General features: G+C 52.4%; 20 protein-coding genes. 8 read left to right on the top strand and 12 right to left on the bottom strand.

What is annotated here, in order from left to right; translation table 11 throughout:
- Positions 1 to 53: 53 nt before the first annotated feature.
- Entirely contained in the window at positions 54 to 830 is a 777-nt protein-coding gene (gene nudC / locus L4D79_RS25340) for an NAD(+) diphosphatase (protein ID WP_428655676.1), read from the top strand.
- A gap of 228 nt (positions 831 to 1,058) precedes the next feature.
- Entirely contained in the window at positions 1,059 to 2,126 is a 1,068-nt protein-coding gene (hemE, locus tag L4D79_RS25335; protein WP_428655674.1) for a uroporphyrinogen decarboxylase, read from the top strand.
- Positions 2,127 to 2,257: 131 nt separating this feature from the next.
- Here the strand turns inward: hemE and L4D79_RS25330 are convergent, their stop codons facing one another.
- Together L4D79_RS25330 and L4D79_RS25325 are read right to left on the bottom strand one after the other, a co-directional pair.
- Positions 2,258 to 2,872, bottom strand: coding sequence for a uracil-DNA glycosylase family protein (locus tag L4D79_RS25330; protein ID WP_428655672.1), 615 nt, complete (start codon positions 2,870 to 2,872; stop codon positions 2,258 to 2,260).
- A 27-nt stretch (positions 2,873 to 2,899) separates the two neighbouring features.
- Positions 2,900 to 3,811 carry a D-2-hydroxyacid dehydrogenase gene (locus L4D79_RS25325; RefSeq protein ID WP_428655670.1) on the bottom strand — a complete coding sequence of 304 codons (912 nt, stop codon included), beginning with the start codon at positions 3,809 to 3,811 and terminating at the stop codon, positions 2,900 to 2,902.
- Between the two features lie 103 nt (positions 3,812 to 3,914).
- Between L4D79_RS25325 and L4D79_RS25320 the strand changes: the two genes are divergently transcribed.
- Both L4D79_RS25320 and brnQ read left to right on the top strand, forming a co-directional pair.
- Positions 3,915 to 4,502 (top strand): YjaG family protein, encoded by a 588-nt coding sequence (locus L4D79_RS25320; RefSeq protein ID WP_428655668.1) that lies wholly within the window; start codon positions 3,915 to 3,917, stop codon positions 4,500 to 4,502.
- Between the two features lie 511 nt (positions 4,503 to 5,013).
- On the top strand, positions 5,014 to 6,321 hold the full coding sequence (brnQ, locus tag L4D79_RS25315; protein ID WP_428655666.1) for a branched-chain amino acid transport system II carrier protein: 1,308 nt from the start codon (positions 5,014 to 5,016) through the stop codon (positions 6,319 to 6,321).
- Positions 6,322 to 6,397: 76 nt separating this feature from the next.
- Here the strand turns inward: brnQ and L4D79_RS25310 are convergent, their stop codons facing one another.
- Positions 6,398 to 7,453: a CNNM domain-containing protein gene (locus tag L4D79_RS25310; RefSeq protein ID WP_428655664.1), complete on the bottom strand. Its 1,056-nt coding sequence runs from the start codon at positions 7,451 to 7,453 to the stop codon at positions 6,398 to 6,400.
- Positions 7,454 to 7,680: 227 nt separating this feature from the next.
- Between L4D79_RS25310 and hupA the strand changes: the two genes are divergently transcribed.
- Both hupA and L4D79_RS25300 read left to right on the top strand, forming a co-directional pair.
- Entirely contained in the window at positions 7,681 to 7,953 is a 273-nt protein-coding gene (gene hupA, locus L4D79_RS25305; protein WP_039458747.1) for a nucleoid-associated protein HU-alpha, read from the top strand.
- Between the two features lie 39 nt (positions 7,954 to 7,992).
- The gene (locus L4D79_RS25300; protein WP_428655662.1) at positions 7,993 to 8,694 is read left to right on the top strand and encodes a DUF1481 domain-containing protein; all 702 of its coding nucleotides are present in this window, start codon (positions 7,993 to 7,995) and stop codon (positions 8,692 to 8,694) included.
- Positions 8,695 to 8,797: 103 nt separating this feature from the next.
- Here the strand turns inward: L4D79_RS25300 and purD are convergent, their stop codons facing one another.
- Together purD and purH are read right to left on the bottom strand one after the other, a co-directional pair.
- Positions 8,798 to 10,090 (bottom strand): phosphoribosylamine--glycine ligase, encoded by a 1,293-nt coding sequence (purD, locus tag L4D79_RS25295; protein ID WP_428655660.1) that lies wholly within the window; start codon positions 10,088 to 10,090, stop codon positions 8,798 to 8,800.
- Between the two features lie 244 nt (positions 10,091 to 10,334).
- A complete protein-coding gene (gene purH / locus L4D79_RS25290; protein ID WP_428655658.1) occupies positions 10,335 to 11,927 on the bottom strand; it encodes a bifunctional phosphoribosylaminoimidazolecarboxamide formyltransferase/IMP cyclohydrolase in 1,593 nt (530 codons plus the stop codon).
- Between the two features lie 210 nt (positions 11,928 to 12,137).
- Here purH and zntR point away from each other — a divergent pair, with 210 nt between their 5' ends.
- Together zntR and ppnP are read left to right on the top strand one after the other, a co-directional pair.
- Positions 12,138 to 12,608 carry a Zn(2+)-responsive transcriptional regulator gene (zntR, locus tag L4D79_RS25285; protein WP_428655655.1) on the top strand — a complete coding sequence of 157 codons (471 nt, stop codon included), beginning with the start codon at positions 12,138 to 12,140 and terminating at the stop codon, positions 12,606 to 12,608.
- Between the two features lie 93 nt (positions 12,609 to 12,701).
- Complete coding sequence (gene ppnP, locus L4D79_RS25280; protein ID WP_428655653.1) at positions 12,702 to 12,983, top strand: pyrimidine/purine nucleoside phosphorylase; 282 nt, start codon at positions 12,702 to 12,704, stop codon at positions 12,981 to 12,983.
- Between the two features lie 61 nt (positions 12,984 to 13,044).
- Here ppnP and L4D79_RS25275 read toward each other — a convergent pair whose 3' ends face one another.
- The 7 genes from L4D79_RS25275 to accC all read right to left on the bottom strand — a co-directional run bounded on the left by L4D79_RS25275 (position 13,045) and on the right by accC (position 19,465).
- The gene (locus L4D79_RS25275; protein WP_428655651.1) at positions 13,045 to 13,572 is read right to left on the bottom strand and encodes a fasciclin domain-containing protein; all 528 of its coding nucleotides are present in this window, start codon (positions 13,570 to 13,572) and stop codon (positions 13,045 to 13,047) included.
- A 206-nt stretch (positions 13,573 to 13,778) separates the two neighbouring features.
- Complete coding sequence (gene fis / locus L4D79_RS25270; RefSeq protein WP_005372656.1) at positions 13,779 to 14,075, bottom strand: DNA-binding transcriptional regulator Fis; 297 nt, start codon at positions 14,073 to 14,075, stop codon at positions 13,779 to 13,781.
- Between the two features lie 22 nt (positions 14,076 to 14,097).
- Positions 14,098 to 15,063: a tRNA dihydrouridine synthase DusB gene (dusB, locus tag L4D79_RS25265; protein WP_428655702.1), complete on the bottom strand. Its 966-nt coding sequence runs from the start codon at positions 15,061 to 15,063 to the stop codon at positions 14,098 to 14,100.
- A 149-nt stretch (positions 15,064 to 15,212) separates the two neighbouring features.
- Positions 15,213 to 16,097, bottom strand: coding sequence for a 50S ribosomal protein L11 methyltransferase (gene prmA, locus L4D79_RS25260; RefSeq protein WP_428655649.1), 885 nt, complete (start codon positions 16,095 to 16,097; stop codon positions 15,213 to 15,215).
- 106 nt (positions 16,098 to 16,203) lie between these two features.
- A complete protein-coding gene (panF, locus tag L4D79_RS25255) occupies positions 16,204 to 17,661 on the bottom strand; it encodes a sodium/pantothenate symporter (RefSeq protein ID WP_428655647.1) in 1,458 nt (485 codons plus the stop codon).
- On the bottom strand, positions 17,654 to 17,935 hold the full coding sequence (locus L4D79_RS25250; protein ID WP_428655645.1) for a YhdT family protein: 282 nt from the start codon (positions 17,933 to 17,935) through the stop codon (positions 17,654 to 17,656). The genes panF and L4D79_RS25250 overlap by 8 nt, the downstream gene beginning before the upstream one ends.
- A 186-nt stretch (positions 17,936 to 18,121) precedes the next feature.
- Positions 18,122 to 19,465, bottom strand: a complete 1,344-nt coding sequence (gene accC, locus L4D79_RS25245) for an acetyl-CoA carboxylase biotin carboxylase subunit (protein WP_428655643.1) — start codon at positions 19,463 to 19,465, stop codon at positions 18,122 to 18,124.
- Positions 19,466 to 19,468: the final 3 nt, after the last annotated feature.

The raw sequence follows: 19,468 nt of genomic DNA, 5'->3' as shown, positions 1-19,468 counted from the left end.
TAACTTTAGATTGCCAGTAAAAGCGATACCCTGCAAGGATGGATGTGACGTTGATGTTAAAAAAACAAGAAAAAGGCTATTGGTGCATAGTCAAAAATCGCCAGCTCTATTTGGAAGATCAACAACTTCCACTCAAAGAGCCGAGTGAAGTAGGGTTTGATCTTGAAAGCGTGGTGGAAGTTGGCCGATACCAAGGTACTCCCGTCTATTGGCTGGAAGCACCTGATCAGGCAGATGAATCGGGATTTGATAGCTTGCGGGTCCTATTGGCTCTTGATAGTGAGTTATTTAACCTCGCAAGCCGGGCAATCCAATTATCGCATATGCTGCATTCTCAGCGATTTTGTCCGCAGTGTGGCTCAGGGTGCCAATTAGTTAAGGCCGAGCTCGCTATGGCCTGCCAGGGTTGTCACAGCCACCATTATCCACGGCTATCACCTTGTGTTATTGTCGCTGTCCGCAAACAAGATAAAATCTTGCTGGCGCAGCACCCTCGGCATAAAACCGGGATGTATACCGTGATTGCAGGCTTTGTCGAGGCCGGTGAGACGCTAGAGCAGTGTGTGGCAAGAGAAGTGTTGGAAGAAACCGGTATAAATGTGACTAATATCCGTTATTTTGGCAGTCAGCCTTGGGCGTTTCCGTCTAATCTGATGATGGGTTTTCTGGCCGATCACCAAAGCGGGGAACTAAAGCCGGATTACGCCGAGTTGAGCGACGCAATCTGGGCATCAAGAAACGAACTGCCGGCACTTGCTCCGCCGGGTACGATTGCTCGATCGCTGATAGACGAGACGTTGGCATTGATGGTCGAAAGCCACCAAAAATAGAATAAAAAAACCCTCCGTGAGGAGGGGTAAGGTGCAGTTATTTTGCCTTCTACGAGCAAAGTCATTGTTATTATTGCTAGCGCGCAGATTTTGTACCACGAGAGCCTACAGTGTCGCAAATATGGTGACCAGATTGTTACTATAAACTTGATCCGGTTAACAAAGGGCCTCTTTTGTTGACCGCCGGGAGTGATACAATACCCGCATAATAAAACCATGGAGTCCCAAATGAGCGAACTAAAGAATGACCGCTACCTTCGCGCTTTATTGAAGCAGCCAGTCGATTGCACCCCAGTATGGATGATGCGTCAGGCTGGGCGCTACCTACCAGAATATCGTGCGACTCGAAGCGTAGCCGGTGACTTCATGTCGCTATGTAAAAATGCTGAGCTTGCCAGTGAGGTGACACTACAGCCTCTGCGCCGTTTCCCGCTTGATGCGGCGATCTTGTTCTCAGATATCCTGACTATCCCTGACGCGATGGGATTGGGACTGTATTTTGAAGCGGGTGAAGGGCCGAAGTTCGAACGTCCAATTACCTGCAAAGCCGATGTCGACAAGATCGGTTTGCCGGATCCTGAAGGTGAATTGCAGTACGTTATGAATGCCGTGCGCCAGATCCGCAAAGATCTGCAAGGTGAAGTGCCGTTAATCGGCTTCTCAGGTAGCCCGTGGACACTGGCTACCTACATGGTTGAAGGTGGCAGCTCAAAGGCGTTCACCAAGATCAAAAAGATGATGTACGCAGAGCCGCAAACACTGCACCTGTTGCTCGATAAGTTGGCAGACAGTGTGATTGAGTACCTGAACGCGCAAATCAAAGCGGGTGCCCAATCGGTCATGGTATTCGATACATGGGGTGGCGTACTGACACCGCGTGATTATAACGAGTTCTCACTGCGCTACATGCACAAGATTGTCGATGGCCTGATCCGTGAAAACGAAGGTCGTCGTGTACCGGTTACCCTGTTTACCAAAAACGGTGGTATGTGGCTTGAACAAATCGCAGCAACGGGCTGTGATGCAGTCGGTCTGGACTGGACCATCAACATTGCCGATGCCAAGAAACGCATTGGCGACAAAGTGGCACTGCAGGGCAATATGGACCCATCCATGCTATACGCCCAGCCAGAGCGCATTCGCCAGGAAGTCGCGACCATTCTGGAAGGCTTCGGCGATGGCGGCACTGGCCACGTGTTCAACCTTGGCCACGGTATCCACCTCGATGTGCCGCCAGAGAATGCTGGCGTGTTTGTTGAAGCGGTGCATAAGCTGTCAAAGCCATACCACAAATAACAGCGGATCCTGGGTGCTAGGTTGCTAGGCCCTAGGAAAAAGCATTAAGAGCCCATACAGCTTGCTGTGTGGGTTTTTTGTTTATGGGGGGAGGAACAGCGGTATGGTTTTTAGAACCCAGGAACCCGCCTCTAGGAACTAGGATCTCGCTTCTCGAGATGCTGGTGGACGTAGTCGCGGATATACGGCACCACCTCTTCTTCAAACCACGGATTCTTCTTCAGCCACAGGGTGTTTCTCGGTGAGGGGTGAGGCATCGGGATAAACTGTGGCGCCCAGTTACGCCACGCTTTTACCGTCTCTGTGAGCGTCTTCGGTTTGTCCTTGAGATAGCGTTGCTGGGCATACTGACCGACCAGCAGGGTCATCCCGATATTGGGCAGCAACGGCCACACCTGCGGGTGCCATTGTGGCGCGCATTCGGGGCGGGGCGGCAGATCGCCAGATTTGCCACGGCCGGGGTAACACAGTCCCATCGGCATGATGGCGATGTGCTCTGGGTTGTAAAAGGTATCACGATCAAGTTCCAGCCAGCGCCGGAGGCGATCACCACTCGGATCGTTCCACGGGATCCCGGTTTCATGGACCTTAGTGCCGGGTGCCTGTCCGATAATCATCAAGCGCGCGCTGCTGGCGGCTTGAATCACCGGCCGTGGTCCGAGCGGGAGATGATCTTGGCAGATCGTGCACTGTCTGATTTGATCAAGCAGGTTATCAAGATGTTTCTGGTCGGCGGTAGGGCTCATTTGGGTTCCCAAGCTCCGTTAGATGAATTAATAGCCTTGCTGAAAGTCTATGTTATAACGCAAGGGTTGCTGGCTGAGCCAGCGCTGGACATTGTCGCGAAAGATAGCCATGACTTGATGGGGAAAGCTTTCAGCGGCGATATGCGGGGTGACGGTGATCTCCGGATGCTGCCAAAAAGGGTGGTTTTTGGGCAGTGGCTCTTGCTTGAATACATCAAGGAAGGCGTGCTCGACAGCACCCGATTCAAGGCTATGGAGTAAACCGGGTTCGCAAATCGCATTACCGCGGCCGACATTGAATAGCAAGGCTTGGCGGCAGTAACCCAAGCTATCGGCATTGAGCAAATTATCGGTGGCAGAGGTCGCTGGTAAGGTTGAGACCAGCACGTCAGCCTGTGCCAGCGCTTCGTGTAGCTTGGCTAAGGGGAGGGTCGCTGAGAAGGCCGGCTCTTGTGCCTGACCGGAGCGATTCACTCCAATGATATTGAACCCCAACGCTTTTGCTGATCTGGCGAGGTGGCTGCCGATACTGCCGGTACCCAGTATTACCATCGTTTTGCCGGCGACGGTGTGATAAGGGTGGGGTTGCCAGTGATTGGTGTGCTGTTGGGTTTGATAGGTCGTGAAATGGCGCTGGTGGGCGACAGTCAGGCCAAGGACGTATTCACTGATCAGCTGGCCGAAACAACCGCGTATATTGGTGAGGAGGTAGTCTTGGCGCAGATTCGGTTGTGTCAGGGCATCGATACCGGCAAAGGTTGATTGGATCCACTCAAGGGCCGGGAACTGGCGCAGCAGCGGGGCCACCTTGGGAGGATCGGCCAGCAAGATCGTTGCCTCGTCCGGGTGCTGGGTGAGCGTTATCCCCGGCAGCGGCCGTTCGGTCAGCATGTCTTCATAGGCTTGTTGTTGGCGGGAAACAATCATCAGTTTATGCATGTCAGCTCCTTTGTGGTAGCACAGTGTTATACGCAGTCCATGTATTGCAGTAGTAGGGGGATACAAGTAAGATCCGGGTCAAATCACAATTGCGGATTATCCCATGCTAAAGAATCCAGTTCAGCTCCGTTTAGAAAAATTAGAACCATGGCAACACATTACCTTTATGGTGTCACTGTGTGAACGAATGTACCCCAACTATGCGTTCTTCTGTCAGCAAACGGAGTTCGCGGATGAGCAGAAATACCGTTCGATTCTGGACAGCATCTGGGAAATTTTGACAGTAAAAACAGCCAAGATTAACTTCGAAAAGCAACTTGAGAAGCTTGAAGAGCTGGTACCTAACGCTGAAGACTTTGATCTGTATGCCGTAAATCCTGCGATTGATGCCTGTGCCGCTCTGGCTGATCTGCTTCATGCTATGCTTGATCGTGATCTGATGCTTGAAACACTGGCCAAACTGAGTTCTCTGTCAGCAGAAACGGTTGCAGATCTTGAGTTTGCGCAGGCGGGTATCGAAATCACCAACGAGAACCAAAAAGAAAACGAAGCGGTATGTGCCGAGTGGGACATGCAGTGGGCGATTTTCCGCGCGCTGAAAGAAGCTGAGCGCCGCGACATCGAATTGATCAAAGACCTACGCCAAGAGTTGCGTGACGAGCCTGTCAGCAATATCGGTATCGAGCTGTAGTTAATCAAACTCGATTATGAAGGGCCCATCAGGGCCCTTTTTTGTGCCTGCCGGTCAGGTGGTTACTGGAGCGCAATAACCAATGAAGGGGCGAGCATGTGCGGATGTAATGAGCGTGTAAAGTTTTAAATGCGGCAATATGGCTTTAGGGTTGGTTTTTTATGCTGCTTATGTCTTCGGCTTTAATCTATAGCACTTATTTTATTTTTCTGCTTGTGTTGCCTGACTGCTGCCGTTTATAACAAAGGTGTCGCGGAAAACTCGAGGTTTTCCAATTTATTTACCTGTCAGTTAGGACGAGTTATGCCTGTAACAGCCATGAATAATGCTGCTTACTGCAAGGGTTTCAAAGCCGTTGCTGCTAGCCTGCTCCTCCTGCTCTCTCTGGGTCTTATCCGGGGCTGACAGGCCGTACCTAATTTTCCTGTCAGCTTGAAGCGAAGCTGACAGGTCAATATTCTCTCCCGAATTCCCCCTTAGTTTCCTTCAGCCGACGCGGTAGAGGATAACTATGTTAAGTGCACGCAATATCGCTGCTTTGGGCTTTATGACTTTCGCCATGTACCTGGGTGCTGGCAACCTGATCTTCCCTCCATTCCTAGGCTTACAGGCGGGTGAACATTTTGCTTCCGGTATGGCCGGGTTCTTGTTGACCGGGGTTGGCCTGCCAGCACTGGCGTTGGTGATGGTGGCCTTGGTCAAGGGCTCAGACAATCTGACTGCTGCACTGCCCAAGCCTGTTGCAACAAGCTTTTGGGTCATGGTCTTTATCGTGATCGGCCCGGCGTTCGTGATCCCGCGAGCGATCACTGTTGCCTACCAGTTCAGTTTCGCCCCATTCATCGGTGACGCTGCGCTGTTGCCATTCACCGCTTTTTTCTGTCTTGCCGCTATCTTGTTTGCCCTGTATCCCGGCAAGTTGATCGATACCTTGGGTAAGTGGCTGACCCCGATGCTGGTGGTGATCCTGTCGGTGCTGGCAGTGACGGCTTTCATCTCGCCGGGCGGTGAGATACTGGCGGCTTCAGGCCCCTATCAGAACAAAGCTTTTGCCGAGGGCCTGACCCAGGGCTACATGACTATGGATGCGCTGGGCTCGATTGGCTTTGGCTGGATCATTTTCCGCGCTATCCGTGAGATGGGGGTGGAGTGCCCGAAGGCCACCGCGAAATACACCTTGATAGCGGCACTGATGTATGCTGTTGCTATGGCCTTGGTGTACCTGTCATTGGCCTATATCGGTTCGACCAGTGCCAATCTGGGCTCTTCGTTCAGCAATGGCGGCGAGATCCTAACCGCCTTTACCTTGGCCCATTTCGGTACCTTGGGCAGCGTGTTGCTTGGCTCAGTAATGATATTAGCCTGTTTGACAACCGCAATTGGGGTGACGACCGCAGGCAGCGAGTTCTATAGCCGGACGTTTCAGCCGGTTACCTACAAGCGCAGTGTTTGGGTGACGATGTTGGTGGCTGGGCTGGTGGCCAATCTTGGTTTAGATCAGCTATTGGCGATCACCTTGCCGGTTGTGGTCGCGTTGCACCCGGTAGCCATAGCCCTGCTGCTGATTGCGCCTGTGCGCCGTCAGTTAACGACAAGGGCCGTGATGGCCGCTGTGGTCACAGCACTAGGTTTTGGTGGCGTGGATGCCGTACATATCCTAGGCAACATGCCGGCAGGGGCTGATGCTTGGTTGGCACAGTACTTACCGCTGTACAGCGACTACGCCGGATGGGTGATCCCCAGTGTGGCTGTTATTGCCTTGGGCTGGGTGGTGAGCCGATTGACCCGAGCAGGCACAGACGTCGCGTTGCAGCCGTAATGCCGCGAGTTTACCTCCTGGTGAGGCAGTGAAATGAAAAAGGGGCCACTAGGCCCCTTTTACTTCGACAACGTGATTACTCGTCGTCTTTGCTTTCGATAACCCCGTGGGTTTTCTTCCATTTTTCCCAGCGCTGGTAGGCCAGCTGCTGCATGTCGGTATTCTTGTCGGCTTCATCGACAATCTCTTCACCGACAAGGTGCTCGAAGATGTCTTCCATGGTCACCAGACCTTGGACGGTTCCATACTCATCCACAACCAAGACTAGCTGGGAGCGCTCTTTCATCAGCTGCTCGAAGGCTTTTGGCACGCTGGAATTGTTCATGATGACCGGCAGCGGGCGCATCAGGGTTCCTAGCTCTTTCTGGCCACGGCCAGCCTGACTTTCGGCAAACAGCTCAAGGCGGTGGACAAAGCCTAGGATGTTGTCTTTCTGCTCGCTGTAGACCAGCGGACGCGAGAACGGGCTGTCTTTATGCTGGGACAGGAACTCGTTGATCGGTTGTTCGGCATCAATCCGGAACAACACCGGACGTGGTGTCATGATCTTGGTGACACTGACATCGCGGAACTGGAGCAGGTTAGTCATGATTTTTGACTCGCCTTCAGCCAGTTCGCCGGACTCTATCGCCAGCATTGCCATTGCCGATAGCTCGTCACGGAGTTTTGGTGCTTGATGGCCGCGGGATAGGCGTCGGGTGATTTGCTCTGAGACCCAAACAAACGGTGTCAAGGCCCAGACCATCCAGCGTAGGGTCGATGCCGATGCAGGCGCTAGCTGGCGCCAGTAGGTTGCACCGATCGTTTTCGGAATGATTTCGGAGAAAAGCAAAATACCAATTGTCAGCACGCCGGAGAATACTCCCAGCCATTGGCTACCGAATACCACGGCTGCCTGAGCACCGGCCGTTGCCGCACCGATGGTGTGAGCAATGGTATTGAGGGTCAGGATCGAAGCCAGTGGGCGGTCGATATTGTCTTTTAGGGCCGCGAGGCGATCGGCCGCAGGGTGACCTTGCTGGCGCAGGGTACCAATATAGCTAGGGGAGATGCTGAGGAGAACAGCTTCCAGTACTGAACAAATAAACGAAACACCAATCGCAACAGCGATGTAAATCGTAAGGAGTATCATGCTTACCTTAGTAACAATTAACGGATAACGCCTATATTAATCGGTGTTGAAGCGAATAAATACAACTATTTCAGCCAGCATATTGGTAACATTTTGTGAACTTGCGCTCAGTTTGTGGTTAAAGAGCCCGCACCTAACCACATGAAGGCTGACAAACCTTTGCCACACGGGCTTCTTTTGAATTAGAGTTGATGCGTCTTAAGAAAAAACCTTAGAAGGGAAACCTAATGAACAAGACCCAACTGATTGACCTGATCGCTGAAAAAGCAGATCTTTCTAAAGCTCAAGCTAAAGTTGCCCTAGAATCAACTCTAGACGGTATTACTGACGCGCTTAAAGAAGGTGACCAGGTTCAACTAATCGGCTTTGGTACTTTCAAAGTGAACCACCGTGCCGCGCGTACTGGCCGTAACCCACAAACGGGTCAGGAAATCCAGATCGCTGCAGCAAACGTACCTGCTTTCGTTGCAGGTAAAGCACTGAAAGACTCAGTGAAATAATCTATACTCCGCCAGGTATCTATCTGGCGGAGTTTTTCCATGAAGCGATTACTGACTTTTCTTACCCTCTCGCTATTGGCGGGATGTGCCTCCAACCCGACAGTCCCTGAAAATAATATTACGCCAGTGTTGACTCATACCGGTGGCCAGAGCCTCGGTGATAGCACGTCAATTTATTGGTTTACCTCGCAGCAAAACCGCCCTGTTAGCCTTGCCGAACGGGTGATGTCCGGTGACTATGGTGACTACCGCACCGACTACCGCTGGCGGGATGGCAAACTTCGTGAAATCAAACGTGAAGGGACCCAGCTCGACGAGCAGCAAATCAAACCTTTCTCCCTGCATGTTCGCTACGATACCTTGGGCAATGCGGTTTTCCAGCGCTATACCTTCGGCGATGATTTGATCCCGCTGAGCGAAGATCAACTGCAGCAACTGGTCCAAGAAGCCAAGCACGGTACCAATGTGGTCAAGCAGCAGCGAAAGGATGATCAATCCTTGGTGCAAGGGTTCTGGCAGCAGGGGCTGTTCTACCGCTGCGGAGACGAGCGCCAGCTGAAAGTGAACTTCTCCCCCGAATTACCTGATTATGCGCAGCAGCAACTGCTGGAGAGCCAGCAATCCGGTTATATGGCGGTTATTGGCCAAATCCGTCGCGGTACCCTGACTGCTAAGACCTTACTGATGCTTACCGAAACCCAGCCAGCCTGCCTGACAGCGCCCGTGCTGCTGACAAACTGATACCGCCAGCCAGGCTGGTATCACGCTGGCATGGTGGATCGATAGAAATCAAAAAACGCGCCTTGGCGCGTTTTTTGATTACTTACTGGTGACGTCGCTGCGATTAGGCGTCTTGTTGCTCGCGCTCAATGGCACGGTAGCCGATGTCGTTGCGGTGGAACATACCGTTCCAGCTAACTTGTTTAGTCAGTGCGTAAGCACGCTCCTGAGCTTCAGAAACCGTATTGCCAAGTGCTGTTGCACAAAGAACACGACCACCGTTAGTTACCACATCGCCAGTGTCGTTATTTGCCGTCCCTGCGTGGAAGATCTTCTGACCTTCAACTTCGCTGGTAGGTAGGCTGATCACATCACCTTTGCCATAGCTTGCTGGGTAGCCGCCAGCAGCCAGTACCACACCGATTGAGGCGCGCGGATCCCACTTTGATTCCGCTTCATCAAGCTTCTCATCGATAGCCATCAGGCAAAGCTCAACCAGATCTGATTCCATGCGCATCATGATAGGCTGGGTTTCAGGGTCGCCAAAGCGGCAGTTATATTCAATGACTTTTGGCGTACCGTCAGCATCGATCATAAGCCCAGCGTATAGGAAACCAGTGTAAGGCGCGCCTTCGGCATCCATACCGCGTACCGTCGGGTAGATCACTTCTTCAAGGATGCGGTTGTGGATCTCAGGGGTAACCACTGGCGCTGGTGAGTAAGCCCCCATACCACCGGTGTTAGGGCCTGTATCTTTGTCGCCAACACGTTTGTGGTCTTGGCTGGTGGCCATTGGCAGAACGCTAGCGCCATCAACCATTACGATGAAGCTTGCTTCTTCACCTTCAAGGAACTCTTCGATCACCACGCGGCTGCCGGCTTCGCCAAAAGCATTGCCTGCGAGCATGTCTTTGATAGCATCTTCGGCTTCTTCAAGAGTCATTGCAACGATAACGCCTTTACCCGCAGCCAGGCCGTCAGCTTTGACAACAATTGGTGCGCCTTGCTCACGAACGTAAGCCAGCGCAGGCTCAATCTCAGTGAAGTTAGCATAAGAACCCGTTGGGATCTGATGACGGGCCAGGAAGTCTTTAGTGAATGCTTTAGAGCCTTCAAGCTGCGCGGCGGCTTGAGTTGGGCCAAAGATCGGTAGGCCAGCCTCGCGGAAAGCATCAACGACACCAATGACAAGTGGTGCTTCAGGGCCAACAATCGTTAGCTCAATGTTTTTCTCTTGAGCAAAAGCGACTAAACCAGCGATGTCTTCAACGCCGATATTGATGTTTTCTAGCTTAGGCTCAAGTGCGGTACCCGCATTACCAGGGGCAACGAAGACCGTGTCAACATTTGGGTTTTGCGCGGCTTTCCAGCCCAGCGCATGTTCACGGCCGCCGGCGCCAATAATCAATACATTCATCTTCAAAATCCTTATAGCGGCGTCAGTGACTTTATTCCTGTGTCAAAAGTGCTCATTTATACTTATACAGTTGTTATAAACAAAAGGGCGCTTTTTCCTTGAACTAAAGCCACTGACTTGCTCTAACGCATTTCAAATACTCTCGTATCTGAAATGAAAATCCGTAAATATTGTTTACTCAAAATAGTTGGTGCTGTGGCGAAAGCAGTTAACGACGCCACAGTGCCAAATATGAAGAGTAAGATTAGTGGCGGAAGTGGCGCATGCCAGTAAAGATCATCGCCATGCCGTGCTCGTCGGCAGCATCAATGACTTCTTGGTCGCGCATCGAGCCGCCTGGCTGGATAACACATTTAATGCCGGCTTCAGCGGCAGCATCAATGCCATCGCGGAACGGGAAGAAGGCATCCGATGCCATGACACAGCCTTCAACCTGAAGGCCTTCGTCAGCGGCTTTGATTCCGGCGATTTTCGCTGAGTAAACGCGGCTCATTTGGCCCGCACCCACGCCGATAGTCATGTCACCTTTCGAGTAAACAATCGCGTTTGATTTTACGTACTTAGCGACTTTCCAGCAGAACAGTGCATCTTTCAGTTCTTCTTCTGTTGGCTGGCGCTTAGAGACAACTTTCAGGTCGTCTGCAGATACCATGCCTTGGTCACGGTCTTGAACCAGCAGGCCGCCGTTAACACGCTTGACGTCAAAGCCTGTCGTCTTCGTTGACCACTCACCGCACTCTAGCAGGCGAAGGTTTTTCTTAGCGGCAACGATTTCAACGGCTTCAGCGGAAACAGAAGGTGCAATGATAACCTCAACAAATTGACGTTCTGTAATTGCTGTAGCTGTTGCTGCATCGAGTTCGCGGTTGAATGCGATGATACCGCCAAATGCTGACGTTGGGTCTGTTTTGAAAGCGCGGTCATAGGCTTCTAGGGTGTCTTTACCCAGCGCAACACCACAAGGGTTAGCGTGTTTAACGATCACACAGGCTGGTTCATCAAACTCTTTCACACACTCAAGCGCTGCATCGGTATCTGCGATGTTGTTGTATGACAGGGCCTTGCCTTGGATCTGGCGAGCTGTTGATACAGACGCTTCTTCCGGGTTGCTTTCAACGTAGAATGCGGCGGCTTGGTGGCTGTTCTCACCGTAGCGCATGTCCTGCTTCTTTTCGAACTGCTGGTTGAAGGTGCGTGGGAATTTAGACTCCTCATCGCCTTCTTTGTTGTCGCCGTAAGATGGCACCATAGTACCGAAGTAGTTGGCGATCATGCCGTCGTAGGCGGCAGTGTGTTCGAATGCAGCGATAGCCAGATCGAAGCGGGTTGCATGGTTCAGTGAACCATCGTTAGTGGCCATTTCGGTCAGTACGCGGTCGTAGTCGTGGGCATTAACAATAATGGCCACGTCTTTGTGGTTCTTGGCTGCAGAGCGCACCATGGTCGGGCCGCCAATATCGATGTTCTCGACAGCATCTTCCAATGTGCAGTCTGGGTTAGCAACCGTTGCCGCGAACGGGTACAGGTTTACCACCACCATATCGATAGGGGCAATGCCATGTTCGTTCATGACAGCATCGTCAGTGCCGCGACGGCCTAGGACACCACCATGGATTTTCGGGTGCAGGGTCTTAACGCGCCCATCCATCATTTCGGGGAAGCCCGTGTGATCGGACACTTCGGTGACCTGGATACCCTGCTCGGCAAGAAGGCGGGCTGTGCCACCTGTGGAGAGGATATCGACGCCACGATCGGCAAGCGCCTGGGCGAACTCAACAATACCAGTTTTGTCTGACACGCTAATTAGCGCACGGCGGATAGGACGAGCGTTTTCCATTGCTACCATCTCTTTATAAACACGGAGGACTATTTGCCAAAAGCCAGGAGCGATGGGCTGGCTTTTGGTAAAGACCCTCGGCTAGAATCGAAGATACAAACTGTGCTGTCGTTGGGGTGTTGTGATCAACGTGGCATATTTTACATTAATTCCACCGCTACGCAAACGTTTGCTTTTCGTTGTTTGTGGATCACTGAAGGGTAGGGCGGTATGTACTTGATTGGTCAGCTGGCTAAGCATTGTGGTGTTAGCAGCGACACGTTGCGGTTTTATGAGAAAAATGGCTTGCTGGTACCGTCTGGGCGCAGCGAGAGTGGTTACCGGCTCTATAGCGAAGATGATTTGTCGCGGATCCATTTTATCCTCCGTGCTAAGGCCATTGGTCTTAGCCTCGATGAGATCAGGGAGCTACTGGATATCCGCCTTGAAGCCAGCCAGCACAGTTGCGCTGAAGTGAAAGCGATCACTCAGGCCAAGCTGGATGAAGTGGATCGCAAGATGGCAGAGCTGGCGAGGATCCGCAACGCCCTCAAGAAAATCAACGATGCTTGTTGCGGCCATATTGATGACGATGCCAGCCATTGCTCTATCCTCGAGGCCTTGGGTGATGAAGATACCATGGCCGAGGAGAAAAGTGACAATCGGTGCTGCAGCGGGCGAGCGGCTTGTACCGGGCAATAGCCTGAAATCAGCAATGAATCGATCAATTATATTGGGCAGGCCGTCAAGTTGTGGTAGCGTCGAAGTATCACCTTGTTATTGATAGGGAAAGTCATGTTGAAAGTAAATGAGTATTTTGATGGCCAGGTAAAATCCCTGGGATTTGAGACTTCTGGCGAGCGTGCCAGCGTGGGGGTCATGGCGCCGGGGGAATATACCTTCGGTACGGCTGCTCCAGAGCGGATGAGTGTGGTTAAGGGCGCCCTGACAGTGAAGTTGCCTGGTCATATCGAGTGGGAAACTTATTATGCCGGTGATGATTTTGAAGTCCCGGGTGATTCCTCGTTTGAGGTGAAGGTTTCTGAGCCTACTGCTTACCTGTGTGATTATCTCTAGCTGACAGCGCTTCACCAGTGGTGGAGCGCTGTGCTTTTTAGCCGGAACTGTTAGCTATTGATTATTCTTTTTCTTTCTCTTTTGGGATCAGCACCGTGTCGATGACATGGATCACCCCATTGCTGGCTGGCACATCTGCCAAAATGACGTTTGCACCGTTGATGGTTACTTTTCCATCGTCATCGGTTTCAATTACAACCGTGCCGCCCTGTATCGTTTCTGGCAGCTTAAGCTTCATAACTTCTTCTGAAGAAAGCGCTCCCGGCAATACGTGGTAAGTCAGTATCGCTTGTAATTTTTCTTTGTTCTCCGGTTTCAACAATTCGGCGAGTGCGCCTTCGGGAAGCTTGGCAAACGCGTCATCTGTGGGGGCCAGCACGGTAAACGGTCCTTTCCCTTCCAATGTATCGACCAAATCAGCAGCCTTGATGGCCATCACCAGTGTTTGGAAATCGTCATTGTTGGCAGCGACCTGGACGAGATTCTTTTCCATTTCGCTTTTTTCGTGGTGGCTTGCCAAGGCAAGACCGGAAAAGAAAAGCACAATGACAGCCAAAGAGCGATTAAATGTACGGAGTATATGATTCATTGCTGCAGCCTCGTTGTGGTTATATCTAAGCATCTAACGTACGAACAAGCAGTATGGTTCACCCTACATAGTGGTAGGTCTTATTTTTGAGAAGGCAAATAATGGTATGCGTGAGTGGATGCCTCTTTCCATGTGATTGATAAACAAAAAGCCCAAACCAGTTGCCTGGTTTGGGCTTTTAACAATCAGAGATAACTGAAAGTGGCTTAGTTCATGCCGTATTTTTTCAGTTTCTTGCGAAGAGTACCGCGGTTGATACCCATCATGGTTGCCGCGCGGGTTTGGTTACCACGAGTGTACTGCATGATGGTGTCCAGTAGTGGCTGCTCAACTTCAGCAAGCACTAGCTCGTACAGATCATCGACTTCCTGACCGTTTAGTTGAGCCAGGTAGTTTTTCAGCGACGCCTTAACAGAGTCACGAAGTGGCTTCTGTGTGATTTGGTCCTGTGAAGTAACAGTAGTTACTGTCAATGCTTCGGAAGTCAGATTTTGTTCGAACATATTCTGTAAGCTCTTCTCGTATTTATGCAACGTTGTCGAAGTAGCCTTGCAGCGCATCGAGTTGCTGTTGGGCATCCTCGAGTGCGTTGAAGGTCCGGCGGAAATCACCTGCTGGGGCATGCTCTTTCAAATACCAGCCCACATGCTTGCGCGCGATACGCAAGCCCAGGTACTCGCCGTAAAAACGGTGAAGCTCCTGAATGTGGCCTAGCATGATGCTACCAACTTCATCAAATGATGGAGCCGGCAGGTGTTCGCCAGTTGTTAAGTAATGGTGGATTTCCTGGAAAATCCACGGTCGACCCTGTGCAGGGCGACCTATCATCAAGCCATCGGCACCGGTGTAATCCAGTACAAAGCGTGCCTTTTCCGGTGAGTCGATGTCACCGTTCGCAATCACCGGAATCGAGATCGCTTCTTTCACTGTCTTGATGTAATCGTATTCTGCCTCGCCTTTGTACATACAGGTTTTAGTCCGGCCGTGTAGGGCCAGGGCCTGAATGCCACATTGTTCGGCACGTTTGGCAATATCGACACAGTTTCGGTTTTCCAGATCCCAGCCGGTACGCGTTTTCAGCGTAACCGGGACATCGACCGCGTCGACGACCGTTCGAAGAATATCTTCGATCAGTTCGGGGTACTGCAGCAGGGCAGAGCCTGCCAAGCGCTTGTTGACCTTCTTGGCTGGACAGCCCATGTTGATATCGATGATTTGCGCACCGTTTTCAACGCTGAACTGAGCCGCCTCGGCCATCAGTTTGGGATCAGCGCCGGCGATTTGCACCGAGCGGATCCCTGACTCGCCTTCATGTACCATGCGGTTCTGGGACTTGGACGTTTTCCACAGGTCTGGGTTAGACGACATCATTTCGCTCACAGCCATTCCTGCCCCGTAGCGCAGGCACAATTCGCGAAAAGGCCGATCGGTCACACCTGCCATTGGCGCGACTATCAGCTGGTTGTTAAGTTGATAAGGACCGATCTTCAAACGTCTATTCCTGACTATGCCAGTAAGGGCGCGCATTTTACGCATTTTTTCCCCTTCTGAAAAGGCCAATAATTGAGCATTTAGGTTTTGATTTTCAAAACTGTACTTTTTTCAATCAATTGACTGTTTATCGAAGAGGAAAAAGTCGATTACGCTTTGTGTCCAGAGATGCGACACCACTCTTCTCGGGCCGCTATTGGGTCAAGTTCAAGCTCGTCGCCATAGTAGGTCGCGACATCTTCCGCTTGGCTTTCCAGTACACCTGAAATTGCCAGCAGGCCACCGTCTTTGACCAGGCTCTTGATAACCGGCGATAGCTCACGCAGTGGTCCGGCCAAAATATTGGCAACCACGACATCAGCCAAGATACCTTCCGGTTGGTCTTGCGGCAGATATAGCTCAAGGTTTTCGGCCACGCCATTACGCTCGGCATTGTCACGGGAAGCTTGGATAGCCTGAGGGTCGATATCGATACCGATCACCTTCTTGGCACCCAGTTTCAGGGCGGCAATTGCCAAGATGCCCGAGCCACAACCGAAGTCGATGATGGTTTTGCCAGCCAGATCCTGACCGTCTAGCCACTCAAGACAAAGCGAGGTGGTTGGGTGGGTACCGGTACCGAATGCCAGACCTGGATCCAGCATTACGTTTACCGCGTCTGGCTCAGGGACTTCACGCCAGCTTGGGCAAATCCACAGGCGACGGCCAAAGCGCATCGGGTGGAAGTTATCCATCCATTCACGTTCCCAGTCCTTGTCTTCCAACTGCTCGATTTTGTGGGCAAAATCATCGGCAATCAGCGGGCTGTTTTTTAGCATTTCCAGGACAAATTTCATGTCCGTCTCTGCATCGTACAGGCCGATCACATCCGTATCACCCCACAGGCGGGTTTCACCCGGCAATGGTTCGAATACCGGAGTGTCCTGGGCATCAAGGAAGGTAACCGAGACAGCGCCCGTCTCTTCCATCAGCATATCGCCGATAGCTTCAGCATTTTCAGCCGTCGCGTTCAGTTTGATTTGAATCCAAGGCATGGTTAATTCGCTTTTTGGTTAGCTAAATTCAAGGATGCGGAGTCTAGCATGATTTTTAGACAGTTTAAAAAAAGATAGCACCCGAAGGTGCTATCTGAAGGCGGTTTTAAACCTGTTGGAGGGTCTGCTGTGGAACCGGCCGCGCAAGGCTCCCCAAGACGAAGCTGACAAGGCCAATTGCCAAGGTTGGTACAATGGCATGGATACCGCCTAAATCGGGCTTGAGTAGCGACAGGGCGATATAACAGGCTAGTCCGCTTACCATCGAGGCGAAGGCGCCGGTGGCCGAGGCCTTTTTCCAGTACAGGCCAAGCACCAGCGGCCACAGGAACACCGCCTGCATACCGCCAAAGGCCAGCAGGTTGAGCCAGATGATCATATCCGGCGGGTTGGTGGCAGCGACGAAGACCAACAGCGAGAAAATACCCGTTACCCAAAGCGACAGTTTCGGCAGGCGGCTTTCGGCTTCCGGCCCCTGGGCGGCTTTCGGGTTGATGTAGTTAAGGTACAAGTCCTTGAGCAGGGTGGCAGAAGCCTGGATCAGCTGGGAGTCGATGGTCGACATAATAGCTGCCATCGGCCCGGCAAGGAACACGCCTGCGACCACAGGAGGCAGTACGGTCATCATCAGGGTCGGCATGATCTGATCCGGGCTGGCAATATCCGGCACGATGGCCCGGCCCAGAGCGCCGGCCAGGTGCATACCGAGCATCAGGAAGGCCACCATGGCGGTGCTGATCACCATACCTCTGTGCAAGGATCCGGTCGATTTATAGGACATGCAGCGCACTGCGGCATGGGGCAGGCCAATGACCCCGAAACACACCAGCACCCAAAAACTGAGCATAAAAGGTTGGCTGAGAAAGTTATCCGGGCCGAAAGGGGTGACCAGTGCGGGATCAATACGGTGAAGTTCACCCATCATCTCGCCGATGCTGCCGCCGGCATGGACAATACCAACCAGCAGGGCAATCGTGCCGATGATCATCATGATCCCCTGGACGGTATCGGTCATGACGACGGCGCGAAAACCACCGATGGTGGTATAGAGGCCGACGGTGACGGCAAACAGGAGTAGGCCGTGCTGGTAAGACAGCCCGGTCACGGTTTGCAGCAGGCGCGCGCCGCCGACAAACTGCACCACCATGGTACCGAAAAAGGCCAGTAGTAGTGCCAGCGAGGCGAAGATAACGACGCCGCGATGCTTATAACGGGCGTAGAGAATATCGTTCAGCGTCAGGGCGTTGTGGCGGCGGGCTTCGATGGCAAACTTCTTACCGAGTACCCCGAGGGTCAACCAAGCCGCCGGCAGCTGGATCATGGCCAGCAACACCCAGCCGAGGCCCATCTTATAGGCTGCACCCGGTCCACCGATAAATGAACTGGCGCTAGCATAGGTGGCAGCCAGGGTCATGGCCAGCACGAAACCGCCCATGCTGCGGTTGCCGACCAGGTATTCATTGAGGAAGCCGTTGCTATTGCCGCGATGGCGGCGGGTGTAAAGCGCTAGACCGAATACGGCCATCAGGTACAGCACGAGCGGGATCAGCAATTGACTATTCATCACTGGCCTCCGGTTCGATCTCGAGCGACATGTCGCGGTAGATATATTTCACCATCAGCCCACAAAGCACGGTGAACAGAATGGGGCCTATAATGCAGGCCAGTAAAAACCACAGGGGGAATCCCCAGTACAGGGTCGGCAGTGCTTCGTCTATGCCAGTCGGGGCGAAGGCATAGGCCGAGAAATACCACCAGGCGAAATAGGCCAAGGCTAGGCCGACGGCCCATTTGGCTTCTTTGTGGGCCTGGCGATAGCGCGCAGACAGCGTTTTCATGGTGTTGTTTCCGGTTGAGGTGCGGGAAAGGAGCGGTAGACGGCGGGCGTCACGCTCATTCTTCATACAAATTTAAGGGGGGTATTGTGGCAAAAGTTAGCAGGGAGCGCTAGGAAGCGAGTAAATTAGCGGTACAAAGAGATAAAAAAAGCTGCCGAAGCAGCTTTTTACTTGAAGATTTCGACCTTACTGGAGACCGAGTTTCTTCTCTAGGTAGTGGATATTGGCACCACCGTGCTGGAAGTTCTCGTCAGCCATGATTTCCTGCTGCAGCGGAACATTGGTTTTGATACCGTCGATGATCATCTCGCCCAGTGCATTTTTCATGCGGGCAATGGCCACGTCGCGGTTTTCACCGAAGGTGATCAGCTTACCGATCATTGAATCGTAGTAAGGTGGTACGCTGTAGCCAGTGTAGATGTGCGATTCCCAACGTACGCCCATGCCGCCTGGCGCATGGAAGCGGTCGATCTTACCTGGGCAAGGTAGGAAACGCACAGGATCTTCGGCGTTGATACGGCACTCAACCGCATGGCCTTTGATCTTGATATCGTCCTGGGTGAAGGACAGCGGCTGGCCTGCGGCAATGCGTAGCTGCTCTTTGATCAGGTCGATGCCGGTTACCATCTCGGTCACTGGGTGCTCAACCTGGATACGGGTGTTCATTTCGATGAAATAGAACTCGCCATTCTCGTACAGGAATTCGAACGTACCTGCACCGCGATAGCCGATTTCGATACATGCACGGGTACAGCGTTCACCGATGTACTTACGCATTTCCTCGGTGATACCCGGCGCAGGCGCTTCTTCCACTACTTTCTGGTGGCGGCGCTGCATTGAACAGTCACGTTCGCCCAGGTGGATAGCACCGCCTTGACCGTCGGCCAATACCTGTACTTCGATATGGCGTGGGTTTTCCAGGAATTTCTCCATATAAACCATATCGTTGTTGAAGGCCGCTTTCGCTTCGGCACGGGTCATCGCGATCGCTTCGATTAGATCAGCTTCACTGCGAACGACACGCATACCACGGCCACCACCGCCGCCCGATGCCTTGATGATCACCGGGTAGCCGATACGCTTGGCAAAGGCTTTGTTCTTGGCTTCGTCGTCATCGAGTGGGCCGTCAGAACCTGGAACACAAGGAACGCCGGCTTTTTTCATCGAGGTGATCGCTGACACTTTGTCGCCCATCAGGCGGATGGTGTCTGCTTTTGGGCCAACGAAAATGAAGCCTGAGCGTTCTACCTGCTCGGCAAAATCAGCATTCTCAGACAGGAAACCGTAGCCTGGATGGATCGCTACCGAGCCGGTAATTTCTGCTGCACTGATGATGCGAGGGATGTTCAGATAGCTTTCTGTACTCTTGGCTGGACCAATACAGATCGCTTCGTCAGCCAGCAATACGTGCTTGAGATCGCGGTCGGCAGTGGAGTGCACCGCAACCGTCTTGATACCGAGCTCTTTACATGCGCGCAGGATACGCAGTGCAATCTCGCCTCGGTTGGCAATAACAATTTTATCTAGCATAAA

The sequence above is a fragment of the Photobacterium satsumensis genome, assembly GCF_050336935.1.
Lineage (GTDB): Bacteria > Pseudomonadota > Gammaproteobacteria > Enterobacterales > Vibrionaceae > Photobacterium > Photobacterium satsumensis.
The sequence above is the reverse complement of the archived record's forward strand: the minus strand, read 5'-3'. Positions and strand labels throughout refer to the sequence as shown.

Bases quoted from the DNA above. Each gene is read 5' to 3' on its own strand.
- nudC (WP_428655676.1), top strand. From the start codon at position 54: ATGTTAAAAAAACAAGAAAAAGGCTATTGGTGCATAGTCAAAAATCGC.
- hemE (WP_428655674.1), top strand. From the start codon at position 1,059: ATGAGCGAACTAAAGAATGACCGCTACCTTCGCGCTTTATTGAAGCAG.
- L4D79_RS25330 (WP_428655672.1), bottom strand. From the start codon at position 2,872: ATGAGCCCTACCGCCGACCAGAAACATCTTGATAACCTGCTTGATCAA.
- L4D79_RS25325 (WP_428655670.1), bottom strand. From the start codon at position 3,811: ATGCATAAACTGATGATTGTTTCCCGCCAACAACAAGCCTATGAAGAC.
- L4D79_RS25320 (WP_428655668.1), top strand. From the start codon at position 3,915: ATGCTAAAGAATCCAGTTCAGCTCCGTTTAGAAAAATTAGAACCATGG.
- brnQ (WP_428655666.1), top strand. From the start codon at position 5,014: ATGTTAAGTGCACGCAATATCGCTGCTTTGGGCTTTATGACTTTCGCC.
- L4D79_RS25310 (WP_428655664.1), bottom strand. From the start codon at position 7,453: ATGATACTCCTTACGATTTACATCGCTGTTGCGATTGGTGTTTCGTTT.
- hupA (WP_039458747.1), top strand. From the start codon at position 7,681: ATGAACAAGACCCAACTGATTGACCTGATCGCTGAAAAAGCAGATCTT.
- L4D79_RS25300 (WP_428655662.1), top strand. From the start codon at position 7,993: ATGAAGCGATTACTGACTTTTCTTACCCTCTCGCTATTGGCGGGATGT.
- purD (WP_428655660.1), bottom strand. From the start codon at position 10,090: ATGAATGTATTGATTATTGGCGCCGGCGGCCGTGAACATGCGCTGGGC.
- purH (WP_428655658.1), bottom strand. From the start codon at position 11,927: ATGGAAAACGCTCGTCCTATCCGCCGTGCGCTAATTAGCGTGTCAGAC.
- zntR (WP_428655655.1), top strand. From the start codon at position 12,138: ATGTACTTGATTGGTCAGCTGGCTAAGCATTGTGGTGTTAGCAGCGAC.
- ppnP (WP_428655653.1), top strand. From the start codon at position 12,702: ATGTTGAAAGTAAATGAGTATTTTGATGGCCAGGTAAAATCCCTGGGA.
- L4D79_RS25275 (WP_428655651.1), bottom strand. From the start codon at position 13,572: ATGAATCATATACTCCGTACATTTAATCGCTCTTTGGCTGTCATTGTG.
- fis (WP_005372656.1), bottom strand. From the start codon at position 14,075: ATGTTCGAACAAAATCTGACTTCCGAAGCATTGACAGTAACTACTGTT.
- prmA (WP_428655649.1), bottom strand. From the start codon at position 16,097: ATGCCTTGGATTCAAATCAAACTGAACGCGACGGCTGAAAATGCTGAA.
- panF (WP_428655647.1), bottom strand. From the start codon at position 17,661: ATGAATAGTCAATTGCTGATCCCGCTCGTGCTGTACCTGATGGCCGTA.
- L4D79_RS25250 (WP_428655645.1), bottom strand. From the start codon at position 17,935: ATGAAAACGCTGTCTGCGCGCTATCGCCAGGCCCACAAAGAAGCCAAA.
- accC (WP_428655643.1), bottom strand. From the start codon at position 19,465: ATGCTAGATAAAATTGTTATTGCCAACCGAGGCGAGATTGCACTGCGT.